This is a genomic window from Pseudomonas sp. SP16.1, from assembly GCF_052682975.1.
Genome location: NZ_JBQYFZ010000001.1, coordinates 470036 through 489042, shown reverse-complemented (window position 1 = coordinate 489042; position 19007 = coordinate 470036). Strand labels below are relative to the sequence as shown.

The following is a 19007-nucleotide window of genomic DNA, read 5'->3' as shown; positions in this document are numbered from 1 at the left end:
GGCACACCGCGCAGCGTTCCCCCGTAAAGCCGGTGGATGCTACACCACCTCGATGGCCGCCATCAGCCCGGTCTCCATATGGTCGACGACGTGGCAATGGAACATCCAGATGCCGGGGTTATCGGCGACGAAGGCGATGCGTGCCGTCTCGTTCTTGCCCAGCAGATAGGTGTCGGTGAAATAGGGGACGATCTTGCGCCGATCCGAGCCCAGCACCTTGAAGGTCATGCCGTGCAGATGGATCGGGTGCTGGTACTGCGCCATATTGCGCAGCACGAAGACGTAGTGGCCGCCCTGCTTCAGCGTGGCGATGGGGCGTTCGGCGCAGCCCTTGTCGGCGCTGTCCCAGGCCTGGCCGTTGATCTGCCAATACCTGTAGCTGCCGCCACGCTCGACGTCACCGGAGAGCGCCGCCGCCCATTCGAAGTTGAAGCGCAGGGTCTCGGCACGGGCCAGATCCGGCTCGGCAATCGGATTGGCGGGCAGCGCTGGCGGCCAGTCGCCCGGCGCCTGCGTACTGATGACACTCCTGAGGGTGGCCAGGCGCAACGGGCCGTTGCGCAGGGGCAACTCTTGCCCGGCGGCCGGCACCTTGAGCGCCAGATCGAGGCGCATCCCAGGCCCCAGCCAGTAGTCCTTGCCCAGCGGCCGCGGCTCTACCGGATTGCCGTCGAGGGCATAGATGCGCGCCTCGGCGCCCGGCAGGTTGAGGCGATAAGTGATGGTGTTGTCGACATTGATCAGGCGCAGTCGCACGATCTGCCCTTCCGGCAGTTCGAGCGTTGGGTTCGGCGCGCCGTTGATCGTGCTCAGGCGCCCGCGCGTGCCTTCACGCGCCGCCTGACGCGGCACCAGGAACTCGGTGAAGGCGCCCTGCTCGTCGATGTGCCAGGTCTTCAGGCAGAGCGTGCGCTCGTGACTGAAGCCGCTCGGCTCGCGCTCCTCCACGATCAGCGGACCGACCAGGCCGCGCCCCAGCTGCTCGGCGCTGGCGGTATGCGGGTGGTACCAGAAGCTGCCGGCGTCGGGGCAGATGAAGTCGTAGTCGAAGTATTCGCCCGGCAGCACCGGCGCCTGCGACACGTAGGGCACGCCATCCATCGCCAGCGGCAGACGGATGCCGTGCCAGTGGATGGTGCTCTGCACGTCCAGCTGGTTGATGAAGCGCACCCGCAGGCGCTCACCCTGGCGACAACGCAACTCGACGCCCGGCGCCTGCCCGCCGTAGGCCCAGGCCGGCGTCTGCCGACCGGGCATCAGCTCCATGTCCAGCGGCGCGGCGATCAGCTGGTAATCGTGCGTCGCCACGCTTTCCGGTCGCCCCAGCCAGTAACGCACGCCGGCGCCGCCAAGACCGACCACACCGAGCCCCACCAAACCGGCCAGCACCTGCCTGCGCTTAAACTTCATTCACCACCTGTGTTCGGCCTGCCGGCCCTACCCTCGCGAGCAACACCCGCGAGGCCAAACGAGAGAGAGTCGCATTCTATGCGCCCGCTCCCGGCAAAGTCGAACGACCGATAGTCGCACCCGCCTTCAGCCCCAGGTGGCGAGCGCCACCGCGCAGAAAATCAACAGGACGCCGCTGAGACGCCGCCAGCGCGTCCCCAGCGGCAACCACTTCTCCGCCAGCACCAGCAGCGCCAGCAGCGCCATGCCCCACAGGCTCATGGCGCCGACCACCAGCAGCACCAGCATCAGCGCCCAGCAGCAGCCGAGGCAGTAGAGGCCGTGATGCAGGCCCAGGCCCCAGGCACCGCAGAGTCCCGGTCGCACATGGTGCTGCAGGAAGTTCAGCGGGTTCTGGCAGTGCTCCAGGCAGACTGCCTTGGCCTGGCTCATCTGGTATCCGCCGGCCAGCAGCAATACCAGCGCCCCCAGCAACGGCGGCAGGCGCAAGGTCATAGGATCGAGCCAACCCAACCATTCACCAGCCGCCTGCAGCAGGGTCATCAGCAGGGCAAAAACGCTCCACAGCACCCCATAAGCGGCGCAGAACAGGGTCAACTTGAGCGTGCGCGCAGTATCGCGCTGCAAGCAGCGCCGGTAGAGCAGAAACACCGGCAGTGCGGCAGGCAGCATCATCGCCTGCATCATCACCACCCACATCAGCAGGGTCAGGGCGCCCTGGCGCGACCACCAATCGGTGGGCGGCATCTGCATGTCGCCCATAGCCGCCATCAGCGCCGCCTGCTCGACCTGCCACCACCAGGCCAGCGCGCCGAGCGACAGGATGACCGCGCTGGTCAGCAGCGCGCCGCGATTCGCCAGCCGACTAGCCGCGAATGATGCCATTGGGCCCCATGTGCAGCTCGTAGAGCATCGCATTGCGTCCGGCATAGTCCAGCTTCACCGCCCCGGAGCAGTTGAAGGTGGCACTGGCGCAGTCGGTCTCGCCGAACTCGAAGCCCTCGGGCAACACCACGCGGGCCCGGTGCACCGTGCCGTCAATCGGGTTGCGGATCGGCTCGGCTTGGCCCTCCAGCACCCCCGGCACGCGAATGCTGGCGGTCAACGCGCCGCGATCGGTGCTCACCTCGACCGGCACGAACTGCGGCTCGTGCATGGTCTCCACGGTGCTGGCGAAGATCGCGAAGAACGCCGTCGGTTCCTGCTCCTGACCACTGAGGATGGTCAGCAGTGCCTGGCGCTGGGCCTCGCTGGCGCGCTCGTCGATAAAGGCCTGACACTGACCGCGCCCCTCGTGGATAGGCCCCGGCCAGGCGAAGGTGCAGGCTACATTGAGGCCCGCCAACGGCACATCGCCGAAGTGCCCCTCCTCGATGTGGAAGCCCACCGCCGCCTCGCAGGTGCCGTGGCTGGGCAGCGCATTGAACTGGCAGGGGCAGCCGTACTCGCAGTTGCACAAATCCACCCCGGCGCCGCGCAGGCGCCAGTCGATATGCTTGGCCATCGTTCTCACCTCACGTATGCAGCCACCACAGTCTGAGCGTAGATGGCCAGTCGCCAGAACCTAGACGCAATTGGCCTTTCAAGCGCAACGCTAAGCGGCCGGGCGCATAACCCTGCCAGCGGCCGCAGGAATGCGGTTCAGCCCTGCGCCCCATCAGCGCCTGGCCGACGCCTCGGTAGCCCTCTGCCGTATCGACCGATGACCATCCCGGTCGCCATGCGACGCGCCCCTATCCAGCAAACCAGGCAACGACATCCAGATTTCTGGACATGTCGCGCAGGGACCCACCTTTTGTGTCCAGAATTCCAGGCATACATGCCGGCGAGGCCATAGGAATAAAATTAACTAATTGATTTATAAAGAAATTTATAAATGGCACAGAGATCGCATTGCTCACGGCGCTTACTGCTAGCGCCGTGCAGCGCCTCATCGCCGCGAGCGCGACCCAGGTTTCGTACAACTACAACAAGAAGGAACTCCAGCATGTCCATCAAGCAACAGCTTTCCCGCCTGACCCTGGGCCTTGCCGCCGCCACCCTGCTCGCCAGCCCGGCCATGGCCAGCGAGAAGATCCGCTGGCAGGTGCCGTTGGCCTTCCCCTCCCACCTGGTCGGCCTGACCACGCCGGTCAAGCACCTCTCCGAATCGCTCAAGGCCATCTCCGGCGGCGACATCCAGCTGCGCTACTACGAGCCGGGCGAGCTGGTGCCGCCGTTCGAGATCATGAATTCCGTGAGCAGCGGCAAGTACCCGGCCGGCTACACCTGGATCGGCTACGACCAGGGCAGCATCCCGGCCCTGCCGCTGTATTCCGGCGCGCCCTTCAACATGGAGCCGCCGGCCTACCTGGCCTGGTACTACCAGGGCGACGGCAAGCAGCTGCTGGAGGAGATCTACGCGCCGCACAAGATCCACCCGATGCTGTGCAGCATCATCGGCCCGGAGGGCGCTGGCTGGTTCGCCAAGCCGATCGAGCAGATGAAGGACTTCGACGGCCTGCGCATCCGCTTCGCCGGCATCGGCGGCAAGGTGCTGGAGAAGCTCGGCGCCTCGGTCACCATGATCCCCGGCGGCGAGATCTACCAGGCGCTGGAGCGCAAGACCATCGACGCCACCGAGTTCTCCCAGCCGGCGATCGACAAGATGCTCGGCCTCGACCAGATCATCAAGAACTACATCATGCCGGGCTGGCACCAGACCCTGACCACCTCGCACCTGCTGGTCAACCAGGACGTGTGGGACAAGCTGGAGCCGCAGAGCCGCGCGCTGATCGAGATGGGCTGCGAGTCGGCCACCCTTAAGGGCTTCGCCGAGAGCGAGTGGGCGCAGCCGTTCGCCCTCGCCGCCTACCAGCAGGAAGGGGTCAAGCCCCAGGTGCTGCCCGCACCGGTGCTGCAGGAGCTGCAGAAGGTGACCAACGAGGTACTGGACGAGATGGCCGGCCAGGACCCCATGTTCAAGCGCGTGCTGACCAGCCAGCGCGAGTTCATGGCGCAGTACGCCGGCTGGAACCGCATGGGTTACCTGCCGCGCGACTTCGACCAGCAGAACTGATCGCCCAGCGCGAACCCGCACGGGCCCGGCATCGCCGCGGCCCGCTGCACCTGTCTGCCTGATTCGTTCGAGGTTCCCCGATGCAACAACCCGCATCCGCCGCTCATGCGCCCGGCGCCGAGCTGCCGCACAACCGCCTGTCCCATCTGCTGGAACGCTTCATCGTCGCCATCGGCCAGGCCAGCGCCTGGTTGTGGATCGCCGTGCTGCTGGTGGTGCTGTGCAACGTGTTCAGCCGCTTCGTCCTGGCGCGCGGCTCGATCGCCCTGGAGGAGCTGTCCTGGCACCTGTTCGGCGCCGCCACGATGCTGGCCCTGGCCTACGCTGTGGTGCGCGACGACCACGTGCGCGTCGACGTGCTGCGCGAGAAGTTCGCGCTGCGCACCCAGGCCTGGATCGAGCTGCTGGGCATCGTCCTGCTGGCCCTGCCGGTGATCGTCCTGATGATCGACAGCCTGCTCGCCTATGCCCACACCGCCTTCGTCTACATGGAGCACTCGCAGGCGCCCAGCGGCCTGCCCTATCGCTTCCTGTTCAAGAGCGTGCTGCCGCTGGGTCTGGCCCTGACCGCCATCGCCCTGTTCGCCCGCGCCACCCGCTGCAGCACCCTGCTGCTGAATTTCCCCCGGGCCATCCCTGCGCCTGACGCCGACCGCGATGGCGGTCCGGCGCATCCCTGATCACGAGGCTGAAAAGATGGGTCTGGAACAAATTCTGGTCATCGCCATGTTCGCCGCCTTCATGGGCCTGCTGCTGCTCGGCTTTCCGGTGGTTTGGTCGCTGGCCGGCGTCGGTCTGGTATTCGCCGTCGCCGGCCATGCGCTGGTGGAGTATTTCGACGCCAACCTCTGGTTCACCTGGGGCGGCACCATCGGCGTACTCGATGCGCGCATCTACGGCATAGTCGCCAACGAGCTGATGGTGGCGTTGCCGCTGTTCATCTTCATGGGCATCATGCTCGACCGCTCCGGCATCGCCGAGCGCCTGATGCACAGCCTGGTGCGCGTGCTCGGCCCGCTGCGCGGCGGCTACGCGGTCACCGTGGTGATAGTCGGCGTGCTGCTGGCCGCCTCCACCGGCATCGTCGGCGCCTCGGTGGTGCTGCTCGGCCTGCTGTCGCTGGGGCCGATGCTGCAGGCCAACTACAACAAGCGCCTGGCCGTGGGCACCGCCTGCTCGGTGGGCACCCTGGGCATCCTGATTCCGCCGAGCATCATGCTGGTGTTGATGGCCGACCGCCTCGGTACCCCGGAGGCCTCGGTGGGCAAGCTGTTCATGGGCGCGCTGATTCCGGGGATGATGCTCGGCGTCCTGTATGTGCTGTACATCCTGATCGCCGCCTGGCTGAACAAGGACTTCGCCCCGGCGCCGAAGAACCGCCAGCCGCTGGACGCCCGCGCCCTGCTCGACGTGTTCCTCGCCGTGGTGCCGCCGCTGGCGCTGATCCTCGCCGTGCTCGGCTCGATCTTCTTCGGCATCGCCACCACCACCGAGGCCTCGGCGGTGGGCGCCGCCGGCGCCGTGCTGATGGCCTACGCCAGCGGCCGGCTGAACTTGGCCGTGCTCAAGGAGTCGCTGTACCAGACCAGCCGCACCGCCGCCTTCATCTTCGGCATCTTCATCGGCGCCACGGTGTTCGCCGCGGTGCTGCGCGGCCTCGGCGGCGACGACGTGGTGCGCGAGGCGCTGAGCGGCCTGCCGTTCGGCCAGACCGGCGTGCTGCTCACCGTGCTGCTGATCACCTTCCTGCTGGGCTTCTTCCTCGACTGGGTGGAGATCACCCTGATCGTCCTGCCGCTGGTGGCGCCGGTGCTGTTCTCCCTGGGCGTGGACCCGCTGTGGTTCGCCATCCTCTTCGCCCTGTGCCTGCAGACCTCCTTCCTCACCCCGCCGGTGGGCTTCGCCCTGTTCTACATCAAGGGCGTGTGCCCGCCGGGCATCACCACCCGCGATGTCTACCTGGGGGTGCTGCCGTTCATCGCGCTGCAGCTGCTCGGCCTGGCTCTGGTGTTCCATTTCGAGGCGCTGGCCACCTGGCTGCCCAACGAGGTGTATGGAGGCCCGTAGCGGCTCGATCAAGACCGGGGATCGCCTTGCCCCTGTGGCTGGGCGAATCCCATAATCCCCCGACCACCCGACGGAACCCAGTGCCATGGCCATTTCCCGCGACGACCTCGACCAGCACGGCCTGATCATCGGCGTGTCGCCCGAGCGCTTTCGCGCCGTGGCCATGCCGCTGCTGTTCGACCACCTCGAAGCCCAGTGCGAAGGCACCATCGCGGTCAACCGCCAGGCGCGCATCGTCTGGATCAACGACAAGTACGCGCAGAAGGTCGGCATCCGCGACCCGCGCAGCGTGCTCGGCAAGCAGATCGAGGAAGTGCTGCCGGCCAGCCGTCTGCGCGAGGTAGTGGAAAGCGGCCAGCCAAGCATGCTCGATCTGATGGCCTTCGGCGACGAGCACTTCGTGGTCACCCGCATCCCGCTGCGCGACGAGGACGGCACCCTGGTCGGCGCCCTGGGCTTCGTCCTGTTCGACCGCGCCCGCCACCTCAAACCCCTGATGGCCAAGTACAACCAGCTGCAGAGCCAGTTGCTGGCGACCCAGAATGAACTGGCCAAGGCCCGCCGCGCCCGCTACACCATCGCCGGCTTCGTCGGCGCCAGTGCGGCGGCCAGCGAAGTGAAACGCCAGGCCCGCCGCGCCGCCCAGTTGGACGCCACGGTGCTGATCCGCGGCGAAACCGGCACCGGCAAGGAGCTGCTGGCCCAGGGCATTCATAACCTGTCGCCACGGGCCAACGGCCCCTTCGTCGCGGTCAATGTCGCCGCCATTCCGGAGACCCTGGTCGAAGCCGAACTGTTCGGCACCGCCCCCGGCGCCTTCACCGGCGCCGATCGCAAGGCGCGCATCGGCAAGTTCGAGGTGGCCAACGGCGGCACCCTGTTCCTCGACGAGATCGGCGACCTGCCGCTGCCGCTGCAGGCCAAGCTGCTGCGTGTGCTGCAGGAACAGGAGATCGAGCCGCTCGGTTCCAACCAGGTCAAGCCGCTCAACGTGCGGGTGATTGCCGCCACCCATATCGATCTGGAAGCCAAGGTCGCCGCCGGCGAGTTTCGCGACGACCTCTACTACCGCCTCAACGTCCTCGCCCTGCGCGTACCGCCGCTGCGCGAGCGGCGTGAGGACATTCCCTCGCTGGTCGAGCACCTGCTCGACGACATCGCCAACCGCTCCGCTCAGGCGCCCATGGAGCTCAGCGACAAGGCGCTCGCCCTGCTCGGCCGGCAGGCCTGGAAGGGCAACGTGCGCGAATTGCGCAACCTGCTCGAGCGCGCCCAGCTCGATGCCGACGGCCCGCTGCTGGACGTCGCGCATCTGCAGGCGCTGCTGGCCGCACCCGGCGTCGCCGGTGCGCTCGCGCCAGCGGCCGGCGCCGCCGAGCCGGGCCTGCCCAGCGCCGACGAACCCCTGCAGCCGCTGGCGCAGACCATCGCCCAGGCCGAGCGCCGCGCCCTGCAGAGCACCCTGCTCGCCTGCAAGGGCAACCGCCGCCGCGCCGCCATCGAGCTGGGCATCTCCCGCGCCAGCCTCTACAGCAAGCTGCAGCAGCACGGACTGAACCAGCGCTAGCCTGCCATCTCGAAATGATCGGCGCGCTCGGTAGGGTGTCGCGGGGCCGCCCGGACGGTGCACACGGCTCGGCCTCAATACCCTGCAGCCGACCTACCCGATGCCCGTCCACGGCACCGGCTTCGCCGATGGCGCGCCCTACCATTCCGGTTTCTGGGACGAATGGGTGCGCCACTTCGTGACGCGCAACCCGACCGTCGACTCGCTCGGCCTCGACCCCGAGGCGCCCAGCCCCTGGCTGCCGCGCATCAGCGAGCTGTCGCTGCGCCAGGACGTCAACCGGACCGACCTGTCGGCCTTCGCCGATAACGGCGGCAAGCTGCTTATCGCCCACGGCACCGCCGACCAACTGGTGAGCAGCCGTGCCAGCGCCGAGTACTACGAGCGCATCCGTCGCGACATGGGCCACGGCAAGACCCGGCGCTTCTTGCGTTACTACGAGATTCCCGGCTACGGCCATGCCGCCAGCACCCTGTTCAACGCCGCCTGGGACTCGCTCAGCGCACTGGAAGACTGGGTCGAACGCGGCCGCGTGCCGCGCCAGCAGATGGTCACCGACAGCGTCGGCGTACCGGGCCGCAGCCGTCCGCTGTGCGAGTACCCCGGCTGGCCGAAATACCTCGGCAAGGGCGACGTCGACGCCGCCACCAGCTTCGTCTGCGTCCGCTGTCGCCAGGGCAGCCTGTAAGCGCAAGGCGCCGGGCCCGATCGGGTCGGCGCCGTCCATCGGGCTGGACACCCAATGCCGGGGTCAGCCGACATGTCCAGCCCAGCAGACAGCACGCGGCATCCTCCTCGAGCGCCCTTCCCCTTGACCAAAGGCTCTGGCACGCGGCATTGCGCCGCCAGGACAGGCTTCGAACGACACTGGCACGCTTCTCGCTCTAGCCCTTGCGGCCGCGCAACGCGGTCCATAACAACAAGAGGAAACACCATGCGACTGCACCACAGCTCCCTCCGCCAGCTGCTTTGCGGCGGCGCCGTACTGCTCGCCGGCAACTCCGCCAGCGCCGCCTTCGTCGACGACAGCAAGGCCGCGCTCGATATGCGCAACTTCTACATGAACCGCGACTTCCGCCAGAGCGGCGCCGCGCAAGCCAAGGCCGAGGAGTGGGCGCAGGGCTTCATGCTGCGCTTCGAGTCCGGCTACACCGAGGGCCCCGTCGGCTTCGGCATCGACGCCATCGGCCTGCTCGGCATCAAGCTCGACTCCAGCCCGGACCGGGTCGGCACCGGCATCCTCAAGAGCGACCGCGATGCGCCCAAGCGCGCCCAGGACGAATACGGCGAGGCCGGCCTGACCGCCAAGCTGCGCGCCTCCAACAGCACCCTCAAGCTCGGCACCTTGCAGCCGGTGCTGCCGGCGCTGATGCGCAACGACAGCCGCCTGCTGCCGCAGACCTTCCGCGGCGCCTGGCTCAATAGCAACGAGGTGGAAGGCCTGAGCCTCGACCTCGGCTATATCGACCGGGTCAACCAGCGCGACTCCTCGGATAACCAGGAGATGACCGTGTTCAACCTCGGCAAGCGCAACATCGTGCTGGGCAAGGATACGACCAGCGACGAGTTCCTCTTCGCCGGCGGCCGCTACCAGTGGACCCCGGAGCTTGCCACCAGCTACTACTACGGCGGTAAGCGTCTGCCGAACTCACCTTGCGTAATTCAGGCGGGTGCCCATTGATGCGGCAGTAGTTGGCCAATCTCGCTGGCCCGCTGTGTCGGCAGCCGCATCAGCACATCCTTCAGGTAGGCGTACGGATCATGCCCATTCATGCGCGCCGACTGGATCAGGCTCATGATCGCCGCCGCCCGTTTGCCGCTGCGCAGCGACCCGGCAAACAGCCAGTTCGAGCGTCCAAGGGCCCATGGTCGAATCTGGTTCTCGACCTGATTGTTGTCGATGGGCACAGAGCCATCTTCGACATAGCGAGTCAGAGCCAGCCAGCGTTTGAGGCTGTAATCCAAGGCTTTCGCCGTGGCTGATCCGTTGGGCACTCGATCACGCTGGGCCAGCATCCATTCATGCAGCGCATCGAGGATCGGTGAAGACTTGTCCTGGCGTATTCGCCAGCGTTCTTCATCGCTCATGTGCCGTGCTTGCCGCTCGATTTCATACAGCCCGGCAATGGAGTGCAGCGCCTGTTCGGCTAACTGGCTTTTGTTCGCTGCGTGCAGATCGAAAAATTTGCGGCGGGCGTGGGCCATGCAGCCAATTTCGGTGATGCCCTGCTCGAAGCTGGCCTTGTAGCCGGCGAAGTCGTCGCAGACCAGCTTGCCACTCCACTGACCCAGAAAATTGCGCGCATGCTCACCAGCCCGGCTGGGGCTGAAGTCATACACCACGGCCTTCAGGTCGGCGAAGGGTGTGGTGCAGTATGCCCAGACGTAAGCCCGGTGGGTTTTCTTCTCGCCAGGGGCCAGCATTTGCACGGGGGTTTCGTCGGCGTGGATCACGCCTTGCGCCAGTACCGCCTCGCGCAGGGCGTCGACCAATGGTTGGAGCTGTACGCCGGTTTGTCCGACCCACTGCGCCAGCGTCGAGCGGGCGATGGCCAGGCCAGCGCGCCCAAAAATCTTTTCTTGCCTATACAGCGGCAGGTGGTCGGCAAATTTGGCCACCATCACGTGAGCCAGCAGGCCGGCAGTGGGGATGCCCTTGTCGATCACCTGGGCTGGTACCGGCGCCTGGATCAGTGTTTCGCACTGACGGCAGGCCCATTTGCCACGCACGTGCTGTTCGACGGTGAACACGCCCGGCGTGTAATCCAGCTTTTCGCTGATGTCTTCGCCGATGCGTTGCAGCTGGCAGCCGCAGGCGCATTGAGTGTTCTGCGGCTCGTGACGGATCACAGTACGCGGAAACTGGGCTGGCAGCGGTGCGCGCTTGGGCTGTTGGCGGGGTTCAGCCGGAGCCGCCGGAGGATTGAGGGTTTTCAGTTCCGCCTCGATAGCGGCAATGTCCGTGTCGAGCAAATCATCCAGTAGGCTGCCCTGGTCAGGGCTTAGTTGCTCGCTACGCTTGGCGAACTTGTGTCGCTTGAACCAGGCGATTTCATGGGTGAGCTGCTCGATGACGGTTTGATCGCGGTCGATCTTCTTGCCCATCGTTTCAACCGTCTTACCCAACGTGTCGACTTGCGACAGCAACTGCGCAGCGAGTGCGCGCAGTTGCTCAGGTGTCAGTTGGTCGAGATTGGGCAAGGAAGTCATGCCGCTGATTGTGCCAGAGCAGGCGATCAGCGCAGATAAAGCGATGGGCTAATGGCCGTCGCTACAGCACTGTGATCGCACCGGCTGCACCAACCCGCTGCCAAGGTAAACCGAGCACCAAAGCCTGAAGCTGCTCGGTGTCGAGTTCAACTTCCGAGCCGCGGTGGATGCCTGGCCAGTGAAACTTGCCCTGGTTCAATCGCCGCGCGGCCAGCCAGATCCCTACACCGTCATGCACCAACACTTTCATGCGGTTGGCGCGGCGGTTGGCGAACAGATAAGCACAGTGCGGCTTCGCCGCACCGAATACCTCCACTACACGGGCCAATGCGGTCTCGGTGCCGGCGCGCATGTCCATCGGCTCAGTGGCAAGCCAGATGCTATCGATGCGGATCACGGGGCAAGCCCCCGGACAAAGCGGGCGCAGCCGTCAGGATCGGACACTGGCCATTTCACTGTGACTGACTGCTCGCCAAGCGATAGCTCAATAATCACCGATGCTGCAGTCGGCCGTTTGGGCGTAGCCCTCAATGGAACGAACGCCGGCAACACCGCGGGTAGCTGATCTCGGTAAAGCGGTAGCCATTTTCGAATGACGTTGGCGTTGATGCCATGGCGGATGGCAACGCTGGAGACGGTCGCACCCGGTTGTAGGCATTCCTGAACGACCTGGACCTTGAACGGTTTGGGGTAAGAGCTTCGTTGGCGCATGGAAATCCTAACGTTAAGGACGAACGCGTCCGCTTAAAAATACGCGGACACCATCGCCCTTAATGCTGGAGTTCGGAAGGTGACTTGGCTGGACGCTTACCTACGGCGGCCTCGACGGTATTTATAAGCAGCACCTGGTCAACCTGGTGCACCAGCTGCCGCTGGGCGAGGGGCGCAGCTTCAAGTCGGACATCCGCTACGCGCGCTCCAGCGACGACGGCGGCAGCAACGTCGACAACGACGCCTTCGGCGCGCTGTTCACCTACCGCCTCGGCGGCCACGGCTTCACCGCCGGCTACCAGCACCTGTCCGGCGACACCGGCTTCGCCTATATCGCCGGCTCCGACAACGCGCTGGTCAACCTGGTGCAGATCAACGACTTCGGCAACCAGGACGAGCGCTCCTGGCAGCTGCGCTACGACTTCGACTTCGCCAGCGTCGGCGTGCCCGGCCTGAGCCTGATGACCCGTTACCTGTCCGGCGACAACGTCGACCGCGGCGCCGGACAGAGCGAAGGCAAGACCTGGGAACGCAACACCGACCTGGCCTACGTGGTACAGGGCGGCCCGCTGAAGAACCTCGGCCTGAAGCTGCGCAACGCCACCACGCGCAGCAACTTCGGCCCGGACCTGGACGAGAACCGTTTCATCGTCAGCTACAGCCTGCCGCTCTGGTAGGGCCGCGCCCGCGCATTGCGACTACTCCTCGTGGAAGCCTTGCCGGGCCTTCTGGCCCGGCCTTTTTCGATGCCGAGGGTACGAGCAGCAGGTGACAGACCGGCGACTCGTCATGGCCGAGTCCATCAATCGCCCGAAAGCGCCAGGCAAGGCATTCCGCAGCAGGCGCCACAGGCCTGCATGACCCGCTCACCCTTACCGGATGTATGAAACAAGGAGGCCCTATGGCGCTCAGAGGAACAACCGCCCTGATAACAGGCTCGACCAGCGGCATCGGCCTGGGCATTGCCGACGCACTCGCCCGCACCGGCGCAGACGTTATTCTCAACGGCTTCGGCGACTGGCAGATGGCGGCCGAACAGCTGTCGCGCCACGGTGGGCGCGTGGGCTACCATCCGGCCGACTTGGCTGAGCCGGCGCAGATCGAGGCGCTGTTCGACTACGCCCGCCGCGAGTTCGGCCGGGTCGATATCCTGGTCAACAATGCCGGCATCCAGCATGTCGCGCAGCTGCAGGACTTTCCGGCCGAACGCTGGGACGCCATCCTCGCGCTCAACCTCAGTGCGGTGTTTCACTGCACCCGCCTGGCCCTGCCGGACATGCGCGCGCAGGACTGGGGGCGCATCATCAACATCGCCTCGGTGCACGGCAGCGTCGGCTCCACCGGCAAGGCGGCCTATGTGGCGGCCAAGCACGGCGTACTCGGCCTGACCAAAGTGGTGGCGCTGGAAACCGCGCAGAGCGGCGTGACCTGCAACGCCGTCTGCCCCGGCTGGGTGCTCACCCCGCTGGTGCAGCAGCAGATCGACGCGCGCGTCGCCACCGGCGAATCGCCGGAGGCCGCGCGCGCGGCGCTGCTGGCGGAAAAGCAGCCCTCCCAGGCCTTCGTCACTCCGCAACAGCTGGGCGAGCTGACCCTGTTTCTCTGCAGCCCGGCGGCCGAGCAGGTCAGGGGCGCCGCCTGGAACATCGACGGCGGCTGGCTGGCGCAGTGAGAGCGGACGTGCCGGACAGCTCAGTTCCGGCAAGCCCTTGGCAGTAGTAATACACAGCGACTCCGGCAGCCACCGCGGCCTACACTCGGCGGCTTATGGATGGCTGAAGGCGTCGCGAACAAGCCAAACATTCTAGGAAATCTTGCCGCGCCAACTCTCATGCCAGGTAGTGAGCGTTCGACTGCGGCTTTGACCGCGAATGAATGCCACCCTCGGGCTTACGCTCGTTTTGACTTGAGTGGGTGTCGATAGATCTTTCAAGCCACAGCGCCCGTAGATCGAAGCCAGTGCTTCATATGCAGATTCGGCCGACTCCTGACTTTCCCAGAAATAGTGTCCGCCGCTCTCTTTCCTTACATTCTTCCCACGTCCATTCCAAGCCTGAGCAGTGTAATACTCGTTAAACCTGAAACGTATTCTAAGGTTATTATCCACCACATTCATTTTATTTAGTGCATTGGGAATCGTGTTTTGAATGCAATGCTTGCAAGGACTCCAGTTTGCATAAAATATGATTTTCGAGCCAGGCGGAATATTTGCGTACCCCCACCACTCATCGAGCTGATGCAGCAACATATCCTCTACATGCACCAGAGGCCCGCTGCCATAGGTGAACCTAGCCGTTTTAAACTTGCCTTCCGCGTACTGGACTGCAAGCTGACAACTCATATCGTAATCGTAGGAAAAACTGCCCAGTAATCCTTCGGCGTACTCAGAAGTCTGTCCCATTTGCCGCTCCTTAATTACAGCGCCACTTACGGCAGCTTGTCGTAGGCCACACGACGAGACATCTAAATACCCAACATCAAAACTCGCCCCGAAGCCGTAGTTATGCCCATTGCACTTGGACGCTAGCAGCGTTCACTTTAGGTGTCGAGGAAAGTGGCCTATCACTGCAAAGCCCCCGCCCAACGGCAGCTCGCCAGCTTGCAATGCTATCGGCATGAAAAAACCGGCCTAAGCCGGTTACTTCGTTCGGAGCTGCGGGTTCACTCCCACTCGATCATCAACAAGCCGCCCGAGCCCGCTTGGCTAAAGGGATTGGCTGAAATTGACATGTGCCTTACCGTCACTTCTACCGTCAATCGCGCAGAGCTTTTGCTGACGCGAGAGATAGATCGATTTGCGGGGCGACGACTCTGACGACACCATCATCAATCAACCCTCATATTATCCGTACCCTGCCCCCGAGACGAGCCCGAACATGCCGCCGCCGAATCAGAGGCCGAGGCGTTACCCGTCTTCAATCTCACCTACGCCACAGTAGGTTGCCATCGTGAAACCCTCGGGCTAGAGTGCGCCCGTCGTGGTCAATCCCACGGCCGGGTGTAGCAACCTGAATCGTTCGAGGCGCGGTAGCGCCATAGCTTAGGCGGCCAACATTTCATGTGCTTGGTTGCTTAACTTCTATGGTGGGCCGTGTGGGGCAGGCTTTTGCCTGGCCGGTTCCCTCGGACGCCGGTTTGCTACCCCCGCACGGTCCGCCTCCATTACCGTGTAGCAACGGCGGTAGGCGGCTCCTTAATCGTCTGAGGAGCATAAGGAAAATGCGCTACCCCCTTTTTACCCGAGAGCTCCGCCTTGGGCTGCTGGTCCTGCTGTCCACCTCTGATCTGGAGGTGTGCCATGGCTGAGTTCGAATCCTGCGTTGTACCTTTTCCGCTGCAGCGAAGCCCGCTGCATGAATCTGAACGCTCTCCCCTAGCCTCCGAAGCTGCGGCTGAACTGCGCGGCGTAATGCTCGGTAATCTGCTGGATCAACTGGCTGAACCAGATGGGCTACAGCCGGAAGATCTGCGCGTGCGGATCGCTGCTTATTCAGCTCTGGATCTGCTCGATGAGATGGTCGTGCTTTATCGCCGCGCTCTCTCCGAAGTGCGAGGAGGTGCCAGATGAGCAAGGGTGTTATGACATGCCTACCACCTCATGATGGCCATCCAGGAGCCGAAATCATCTGGGCTGCCGACTGCAGGGAAGCGTTCAACCAGGGCGTAAAGCTGGCCCAAACTTGGCTCGACAACGCCCGTAGCGGCTGGCTCTGGGCGGTAATGATCGCCGAGCGCGACTTACTGCCATGCGCGATAGAACGGAGAGCCTTCGAAGTAGGCTTCCTCAGCCGCATCCACCAGCGCATATGCTCACCCAAGTGCTGCGGCCAGTCGGCTAAACCCCTTTCCTTGGAGCTGTAAAGTTGATGTTCGCGAGCCGGCTTTGTCGGCTCGCTCTAACCGTAATGTGCCGTCAAATATTGGGGACTCTCTCATAACGCGAGCGCCCTAGTACAGGCCGAGAACGGCCCAGGCTGTGTAAAAAACTTTCGAGGATAAGTGCTGCTCAGGAAACGAGCAAACTTCGCGCTTTCTGACGAATTCCAAATCGGCCAGGTGAGAAAACCTGCGCAGATTTCGCGCAGCAGCGTGGACTTAGAAATTGAGCGAGCGTTTTTCCAAAAGCGGCTGGTAACGACTGGCAGAGTCACGCAAGCGGCGAATCATTCTAAGGACGGCACTGTCATAAGCCGAGTTAGTGGCCTGCCAAGTTAATTCGTTTATCTACGCGGCCTTTGCAGGCTGTGTTGCCCTTACCCCCCCGCGATCCCCTCCCGGCGGGAAGGGGGGGATTAGTTATAGTTAACGAATTGAGCCAATAGTGTGCCAGCACTACTCAGTTGACGACTGTGCTTTAGCACTATCAATCAAGCGAGTAAGCGACTCAACACACTGCTCCGTAAATTTGCGTCGAAATCTGTTTAGAATTCCTTCTGCTTCTTTAGGTTGGCAGGCATACGCAAGGTGCGATATCTGGATTCTGGCGAATTCAATTTCAGCAAGCTTATTTTTCGAGGACATAATGGCCTTATCAACTTCATCCCTCAGCTGTTCATACTGATCATTCTTCCCCTTAGATGATAGAGTATCTAATAGGGACAGCTTGGCATGAATTGGAAGGCTAAAGCGATCACCATAAATAGCCCTAAGCTCGTCGAGGTGATTATAAGCAAATACATCCATCATGCTTTTTCTAATTCTAGAAAAATTGGTGCGCTCTCTTTTGTCAGCGCTCTCGAGGCGTTCAATGCAAAGCTCTAAATTCGAAAGCAAAGCTGTATCCCTGCTTTTTCTGAACTTTTCTAAAAGAATAAAGGCTTCGATATCTATGATAAAGGGATTGGAGGGGGCCAGCCTTCTTGCCTCAACTATCCGTTGAGATGCGAGCTCATATCGACCGTCAAAAGCGTAAATATATGCCACTTCTCGCAGGCAGTGAGCGTCAGCCATTCCTGCATCTACAATTCGCTCAAAATTTGGAAGTGCTTCGCGGAGATCGCCCTGCAATCTTGCCTTTAATCCTTTAGCAAAAAAGAAAATTGCATCTCTTCGCTCGGTTTTTGGGATTTTATCGTACTCGCGTGAGAAGAACTCGAAATCATCATCGCTAGGTATTCGGATTGCAGAAAGCCCTATTAGGCGCCAAGACTCAATAAGCCCATTAGCGCTCAGCTTTGATGTTTGCTCATAAGCTTCCTTCGAAAGCTGAAGAGATTGTTTGTAATGACTGGCATCATACTCGCGCCTAGCGGCCTTCAGTTGCTGAGCAGGCATGACCAAGTTAGACATGTATCCAGGAAGAACTGTCCCCGACGTAAAATGCTCTACTATTCTAGCGTCAAGGAGTTGAGTGGAAACGAATGCACTTTCATCTTCAATGTCAGAAAATTCAAAAAGAGCCTTCCTTGCATTGGTAAGCTCTGAAAAATGCCGTTCAACTAGGTTGGTTGCGTAGCGCTGAATGTAAGGAGCAAGCTGATAGTTAGAATTCTGCTGCACCAAGAAACCTGCATCTAACAGCTGTGAAACAGCCTCATCGAAATCCGGCCATTTCGCGGAAACAGCTGCTATTTCCGCATATGACAAAATAAATGCCTCACCAAAAAAAGCAACCGCTTGCTCTATGCCCGGGCGCCCTTTGATAAAATCAAGAAGCATGCTTTCAATTTGAGCTCTTATTAATTGAATGATGCTGTTGTGAGTTCTGTTTGGTCGGTAGTGAGGATTGTGCCTCAAGTAATTGACAACGGAGCAAATTAATCCAGGATGCCCAATTACACTTCCCTCAATGATGTCCTTTTCTTGTTTATTCGGAAATCTTACTCCATATTGATTGGCGAGTATTTTGAATAGATATCTAGAATTCTCTTCATTTATGGGTCTGACATGATAGAAGATACCACCATCTATACTGGTGTCGATATATCGACTAGACAATACGACAAGATATGGATAAGGACTATCGTCAAGCGTTTCAAGCAGTGCCGTCAGCCAGCCAAGAGGCTTTTGATCAATACCAAATGCGAACCCGCCTACATCGAGAACCAGAACCTGCTGAAAACTAACTGTAATCAGGTGAATTAGCTTTGAAAGTTCAACTATCCTCTCAGGCTCAGAGAGCCCAGTGAATCTTTCAGTCTCCAGAAATAGCTCGCGCGCCCGCCAGTTGGCACTGAAACCAAGCAGATTTCTGTACAGCGCAGTTATATCGTCATGCGCGCCCAGTGCAACAGTTATCTTGTGCGATCCAATCTCACGATAAAAGGTGTTGTATAGCGCCTGCACAATAGTGCGGCGTCCAATTCCTGTTGGTCCAGAAAGAAATATAAACTTTGGAGGATTCTCCAATTCCAGAACGGCCTCGTTGAGCGCCCGGATATCCTCATCTCTACCATAGGGGGTCTGTGGGGGAGCCATATCTTTTTCTAGCTCATCCCTGATTCTTAGTGCTACCTGTTCTGGCGATGGCGGGCAAGATGTTACATAACGCGACGCCCAAGCAGGGAGGCTTGCCCAATTAGCTTCATCAAGCTGAAATATCAGAAATTTATTAATACTCCACCTTGTCTTAAGCTCGTGAGCAATATCGAGTTCATTGCTGACCCAGCCTGACTCTAGCGCCGCTTTAGAAAGGAAAAGCACATAGACCTGACAATCATTAAGCCCGCTTCTTATTTGCTCTGTTAGATCACAATTACGACGAAATGTCTCTTTGTCGTAAACTGCGCGCAGCGCGCCAAGTTTGTCAAAAACCTCGCCCACGAAGTCCTTATCAAAGCTATTATGGGATAAGAAAGCTTTACTCATTCGGTGACCTCGAGAATTATTGCTGTTCGCGGGGAGGTAGCAAAAACGAGTCTACCCCATTCGAAGAGTACTGGCATTTGGCGGTGAAAGCCGAAGACCTGCTCAGATCGCTCCGTCCCCCACGACTAGCGGCTCTTGGCCGACTCCGGCCAGTTACCGACAGACGAAACGCTAGGT

At 61.7% G+C, this 19007-nt stretch carries 15 protein-coding genes and 3 pseudogenes; 10 read left to right on the top strand and 8 right to left on the bottom strand.

Annotated elements, in window-relative coordinates; genetic code table 11:
• Positions 1-39 precede the first annotated feature (39 nt).
• The 3 genes from ACUTAF_RS02545 to ACUTAF_RS02535 form a co-directional block, all read right to left on the bottom strand.
• Positions 40-1410, bottom strand: a complete 1371-nt coding sequence (locus ACUTAF_RS02545; RefSeq protein ID WP_445578489.1) for a multicopper oxidase family protein — start codon at positions 1408-1410, stop codon at positions 40-42.
• A gap of 126 nt (positions 1411-1536) precedes the next feature.
• Complete coding sequence (locus tag ACUTAF_RS02540) at positions 1537-2295, bottom strand: DUF2182 domain-containing protein (RefSeq protein WP_445578488.1); 759 nt, start codon at positions 2293-2295, stop codon at positions 1537-1539.
• The gene (locus tag ACUTAF_RS02535) at positions 2276-2914 is read right to left on the bottom strand and encodes a DUF1326 domain-containing protein (protein WP_445578487.1); all 639 of its coding nucleotides are present in this window, start codon (positions 2912-2914) and stop codon (positions 2276-2278) included. Before ACUTAF_RS02535 ends, ACUTAF_RS02540 begins: the two co-directional genes overlap by 20 nt.
• Before the next feature lie 483 nt (positions 2915-3397).
• Between ACUTAF_RS02535 and ACUTAF_RS02530 the strand changes: the two genes are divergently transcribed.
• The 6 genes and pseudogenes from ACUTAF_RS02530 to ACUTAF_RS02505 form a co-directional block, all read left to right on the top strand.
• Complete coding sequence (locus ACUTAF_RS02530) at positions 3398-4468, top strand: TRAP transporter substrate-binding protein (protein ID WP_445578486.1); 1071 nt, start codon at positions 3398-3400, stop codon at positions 4466-4468.
• A gap of 80 nt (positions 4469-4548) precedes the next feature.
• A complete protein-coding gene (locus ACUTAF_RS02525; RefSeq protein ID WP_445578485.1) occupies positions 4549-5148 on the top strand; it encodes a TRAP transporter small permease subunit in 600 nt (199 codons plus the stop codon).
• A 16-nt stretch (positions 5149-5164) separates the two neighbouring features.
• A complete protein-coding gene (locus tag ACUTAF_RS02520; protein WP_445578484.1) occupies positions 5165-6535 on the top strand; it encodes a TRAP transporter large permease in 1371 nt (456 codons plus the stop codon).
• Positions 6536-6620: 85 nt separating this feature from the next.
• The gene (locus ACUTAF_RS02515) at positions 6621-8102 is read left to right on the top strand and encodes a sigma-54 interaction domain-containing protein (RefSeq protein ID WP_445578483.1); all 1482 of its coding nucleotides are present in this window, start codon (positions 6621-6623) and stop codon (positions 8100-8102) included.
• Positions 8103-8166: 64 nt separating this feature from the next.
• Positions 8167-8790 (top strand): annotated as a pseudogene (locus ACUTAF_RS02510) (tannase/feruloyl esterase family alpha/beta hydrolase); the annotation flags it as partial.
• A gap of 246 nt (positions 8791-9036) precedes the next feature.
• Positions 9037-9735, top strand: a pseudogene (locus tag ACUTAF_RS02505) (OprD family outer membrane porin); the annotation flags it as partial.
• Between the two features lie 29 nt (positions 9736-9764).
• Here ACUTAF_RS02505 and tnpC read toward each other — a convergent pair.
• The 3 genes from tnpC to tnpA all read right to left on the bottom strand — a co-directional run bounded on the left by tnpC (position 9765) and on the right by tnpA (position 12023).
• Entirely contained in the window at positions 9765-11312 is a 1548-nt protein-coding gene (gene tnpC / locus ACUTAF_RS02500) for an IS66 family transposase (RefSeq protein ID WP_445578482.1), read from the bottom strand.
• A gap of 61 nt (positions 11313-11373) precedes the next feature.
• Positions 11374-11709, bottom strand: coding sequence for an IS66 family insertion sequence element accessory protein TnpB (tnpB, locus tag ACUTAF_RS02495; protein WP_010562499.1), 336 nt, complete (start codon positions 11707-11709; stop codon positions 11374-11376).
• Positions 11706-12023: an IS66-like element accessory protein TnpA gene (gene tnpA / locus ACUTAF_RS02490; RefSeq protein WP_003284819.1), complete on the bottom strand. Its 318-nt coding sequence runs from the start codon at positions 12021-12023 to the stop codon at positions 11706-11708. The genes tnpB and tnpA overlap by 4 nt, the downstream gene beginning before the upstream one ends.
• A 101-nt stretch (positions 12024-12124) precedes the next feature.
• On the opposite strand from tnpA, the pseudogene ACUTAF_RS02485 reads away from it, so the two are divergent.
• Both ACUTAF_RS02485 and ACUTAF_RS02480 read left to right on the top strand, forming a co-directional pair.
• Positions 12125-12700: pseudogene (locus tag ACUTAF_RS02485) on the top strand (OprD family outer membrane porin); the annotation flags it as partial.
• 224 nt (positions 12701-12924) lie between these two features.
• Positions 12925-13695, top strand: coding sequence for a 3-hydroxybutyrate dehydrogenase (locus tag ACUTAF_RS02480; RefSeq protein WP_445578481.1), 771 nt, complete (start codon positions 12925-12927; stop codon positions 13693-13695).
• A 132-nt stretch (positions 13696-13827) separates the two neighbouring features.
• Here the strand turns inward: ACUTAF_RS02480 and ACUTAF_RS02475 are convergent, their stop codons facing one another.
• Entirely contained in the window at positions 13828-14424 is a 597-nt protein-coding gene (locus tag ACUTAF_RS02475) for a hypothetical protein (protein ID WP_445578480.1), read from the bottom strand.
• A gap of 897 nt (positions 14425-15321) precedes the next feature.
• Here ACUTAF_RS02475 and ACUTAF_RS02470 point away from each other — a divergent pair.
• Both ACUTAF_RS02470 and ACUTAF_RS02465 read left to right on the top strand, forming a co-directional pair.
• Positions 15322-15591: a hypothetical protein gene (locus tag ACUTAF_RS02470; RefSeq protein WP_279916156.1), complete on the top strand. Its 270-nt coding sequence runs from the start codon at positions 15322-15324 to the stop codon at positions 15589-15591.
• On the top strand, positions 15588-15884 hold the full coding sequence (locus ACUTAF_RS02465) for a LasR-specific antiactivator QslA (protein ID WP_445578479.1): 297 nt from the start codon (positions 15588-15590) through the stop codon (positions 15882-15884). The genes ACUTAF_RS02470 and ACUTAF_RS02465 overlap by 4 nt, the downstream gene beginning before the upstream one ends.
• Positions 15885-16355: 471 nt before the next feature.
• Here the strand turns inward: ACUTAF_RS02465 and ACUTAF_RS02460 are convergent, their stop codons facing one another.
• On the bottom strand, positions 16356-18830 hold the full coding sequence (locus ACUTAF_RS02460) for a TIR domain-containing protein (protein ID WP_445578478.1): 2475 nt from the start codon (positions 18828-18830) through the stop codon (positions 16356-16358).
• Between the last annotated feature and the right edge of the window lie 177 nt (positions 18831-19007).

Bases quoted from the DNA above. Each gene is read 5' to 3' on its own strand.
- ACUTAF_RS02535 (WP_445578487.1), bottom strand. From the start codon at position 2,914: ATGGCCAAGCATATCGACTGGCGCCTGCGCGGCGCCGGGGTGGATTTG.
- ACUTAF_RS02525 (WP_445578485.1), top strand. From the start codon at position 4,549: ATGCAACAACCCGCATCCGCCGCTCATGCGCCCGGCGCCGAGCTGCCG.
- ACUTAF_RS02545 (WP_445578489.1), bottom strand. From the start codon at position 1,410: ATGAAGTTTAAGCGCAGGCAGGTGCTGGCCGGTTTGGTGGGGCTCGGT.
- ACUTAF_RS02530 (WP_445578486.1), top strand. From the start codon at position 3,398: ATGTCCATCAAGCAACAGCTTTCCCGCCTGACCCTGGGCCTTGCCGCC.
- ACUTAF_RS02475 (WP_445578480.1), bottom strand. From the start codon at position 14,424: ATGGGACAGACTTCTGAGTACGCCGAAGGATTACTGGGCAGTTTTTCC.
- tnpC (WP_445578482.1), bottom strand. From the start codon at position 11,312: ATGACTTCCTTGCCCAATCTCGACCAACTGACACCTGAGCAACTGCGC.
- ACUTAF_RS02515 (WP_445578483.1), top strand. From the start codon at position 6,621: ATGGCCATTTCCCGCGACGACCTCGACCAGCACGGCCTGATCATCGGC.
- ACUTAF_RS02480 (WP_445578481.1), top strand. From the start codon at position 12,925: ATGGCGCTCAGAGGAACAACCGCCCTGATAACAGGCTCGACCAGCGGC.
- ACUTAF_RS02460 (WP_445578478.1), bottom strand. From the start codon at position 18,830: ATGAGTAAAGCTTTCTTATCCCATAATAGCTTTGATAAGGACTTCGTG.
- ACUTAF_RS02465 (WP_445578479.1), top strand. From the start codon at position 15,588: ATGAGCAAGGGTGTTATGACATGCCTACCACCTCATGATGGCCATCCA.
- ACUTAF_RS02540 (WP_445578488.1), bottom strand. From the start codon at position 2,295: ATGGCATCATTCGCGGCTAGTCGGCTGGCGAATCGCGGCGCGCTGCTG.
- ACUTAF_RS02520 (WP_445578484.1), top strand. From the start codon at position 5,165: ATGGGTCTGGAACAAATTCTGGTCATCGCCATGTTCGCCGCCTTCATG.
- tnpA (WP_003284819.1), bottom strand. From the start codon at position 12,023: ATGCGCCAACGAAGCTCTTACCCCAAACCGTTCAAGGTCCAGGTCGTT.
- ACUTAF_RS02470 (WP_279916156.1), top strand. From the start codon at position 15,322: ATGGCTGAGTTCGAATCCTGCGTTGTACCTTTTCCGCTGCAGCGAAGC.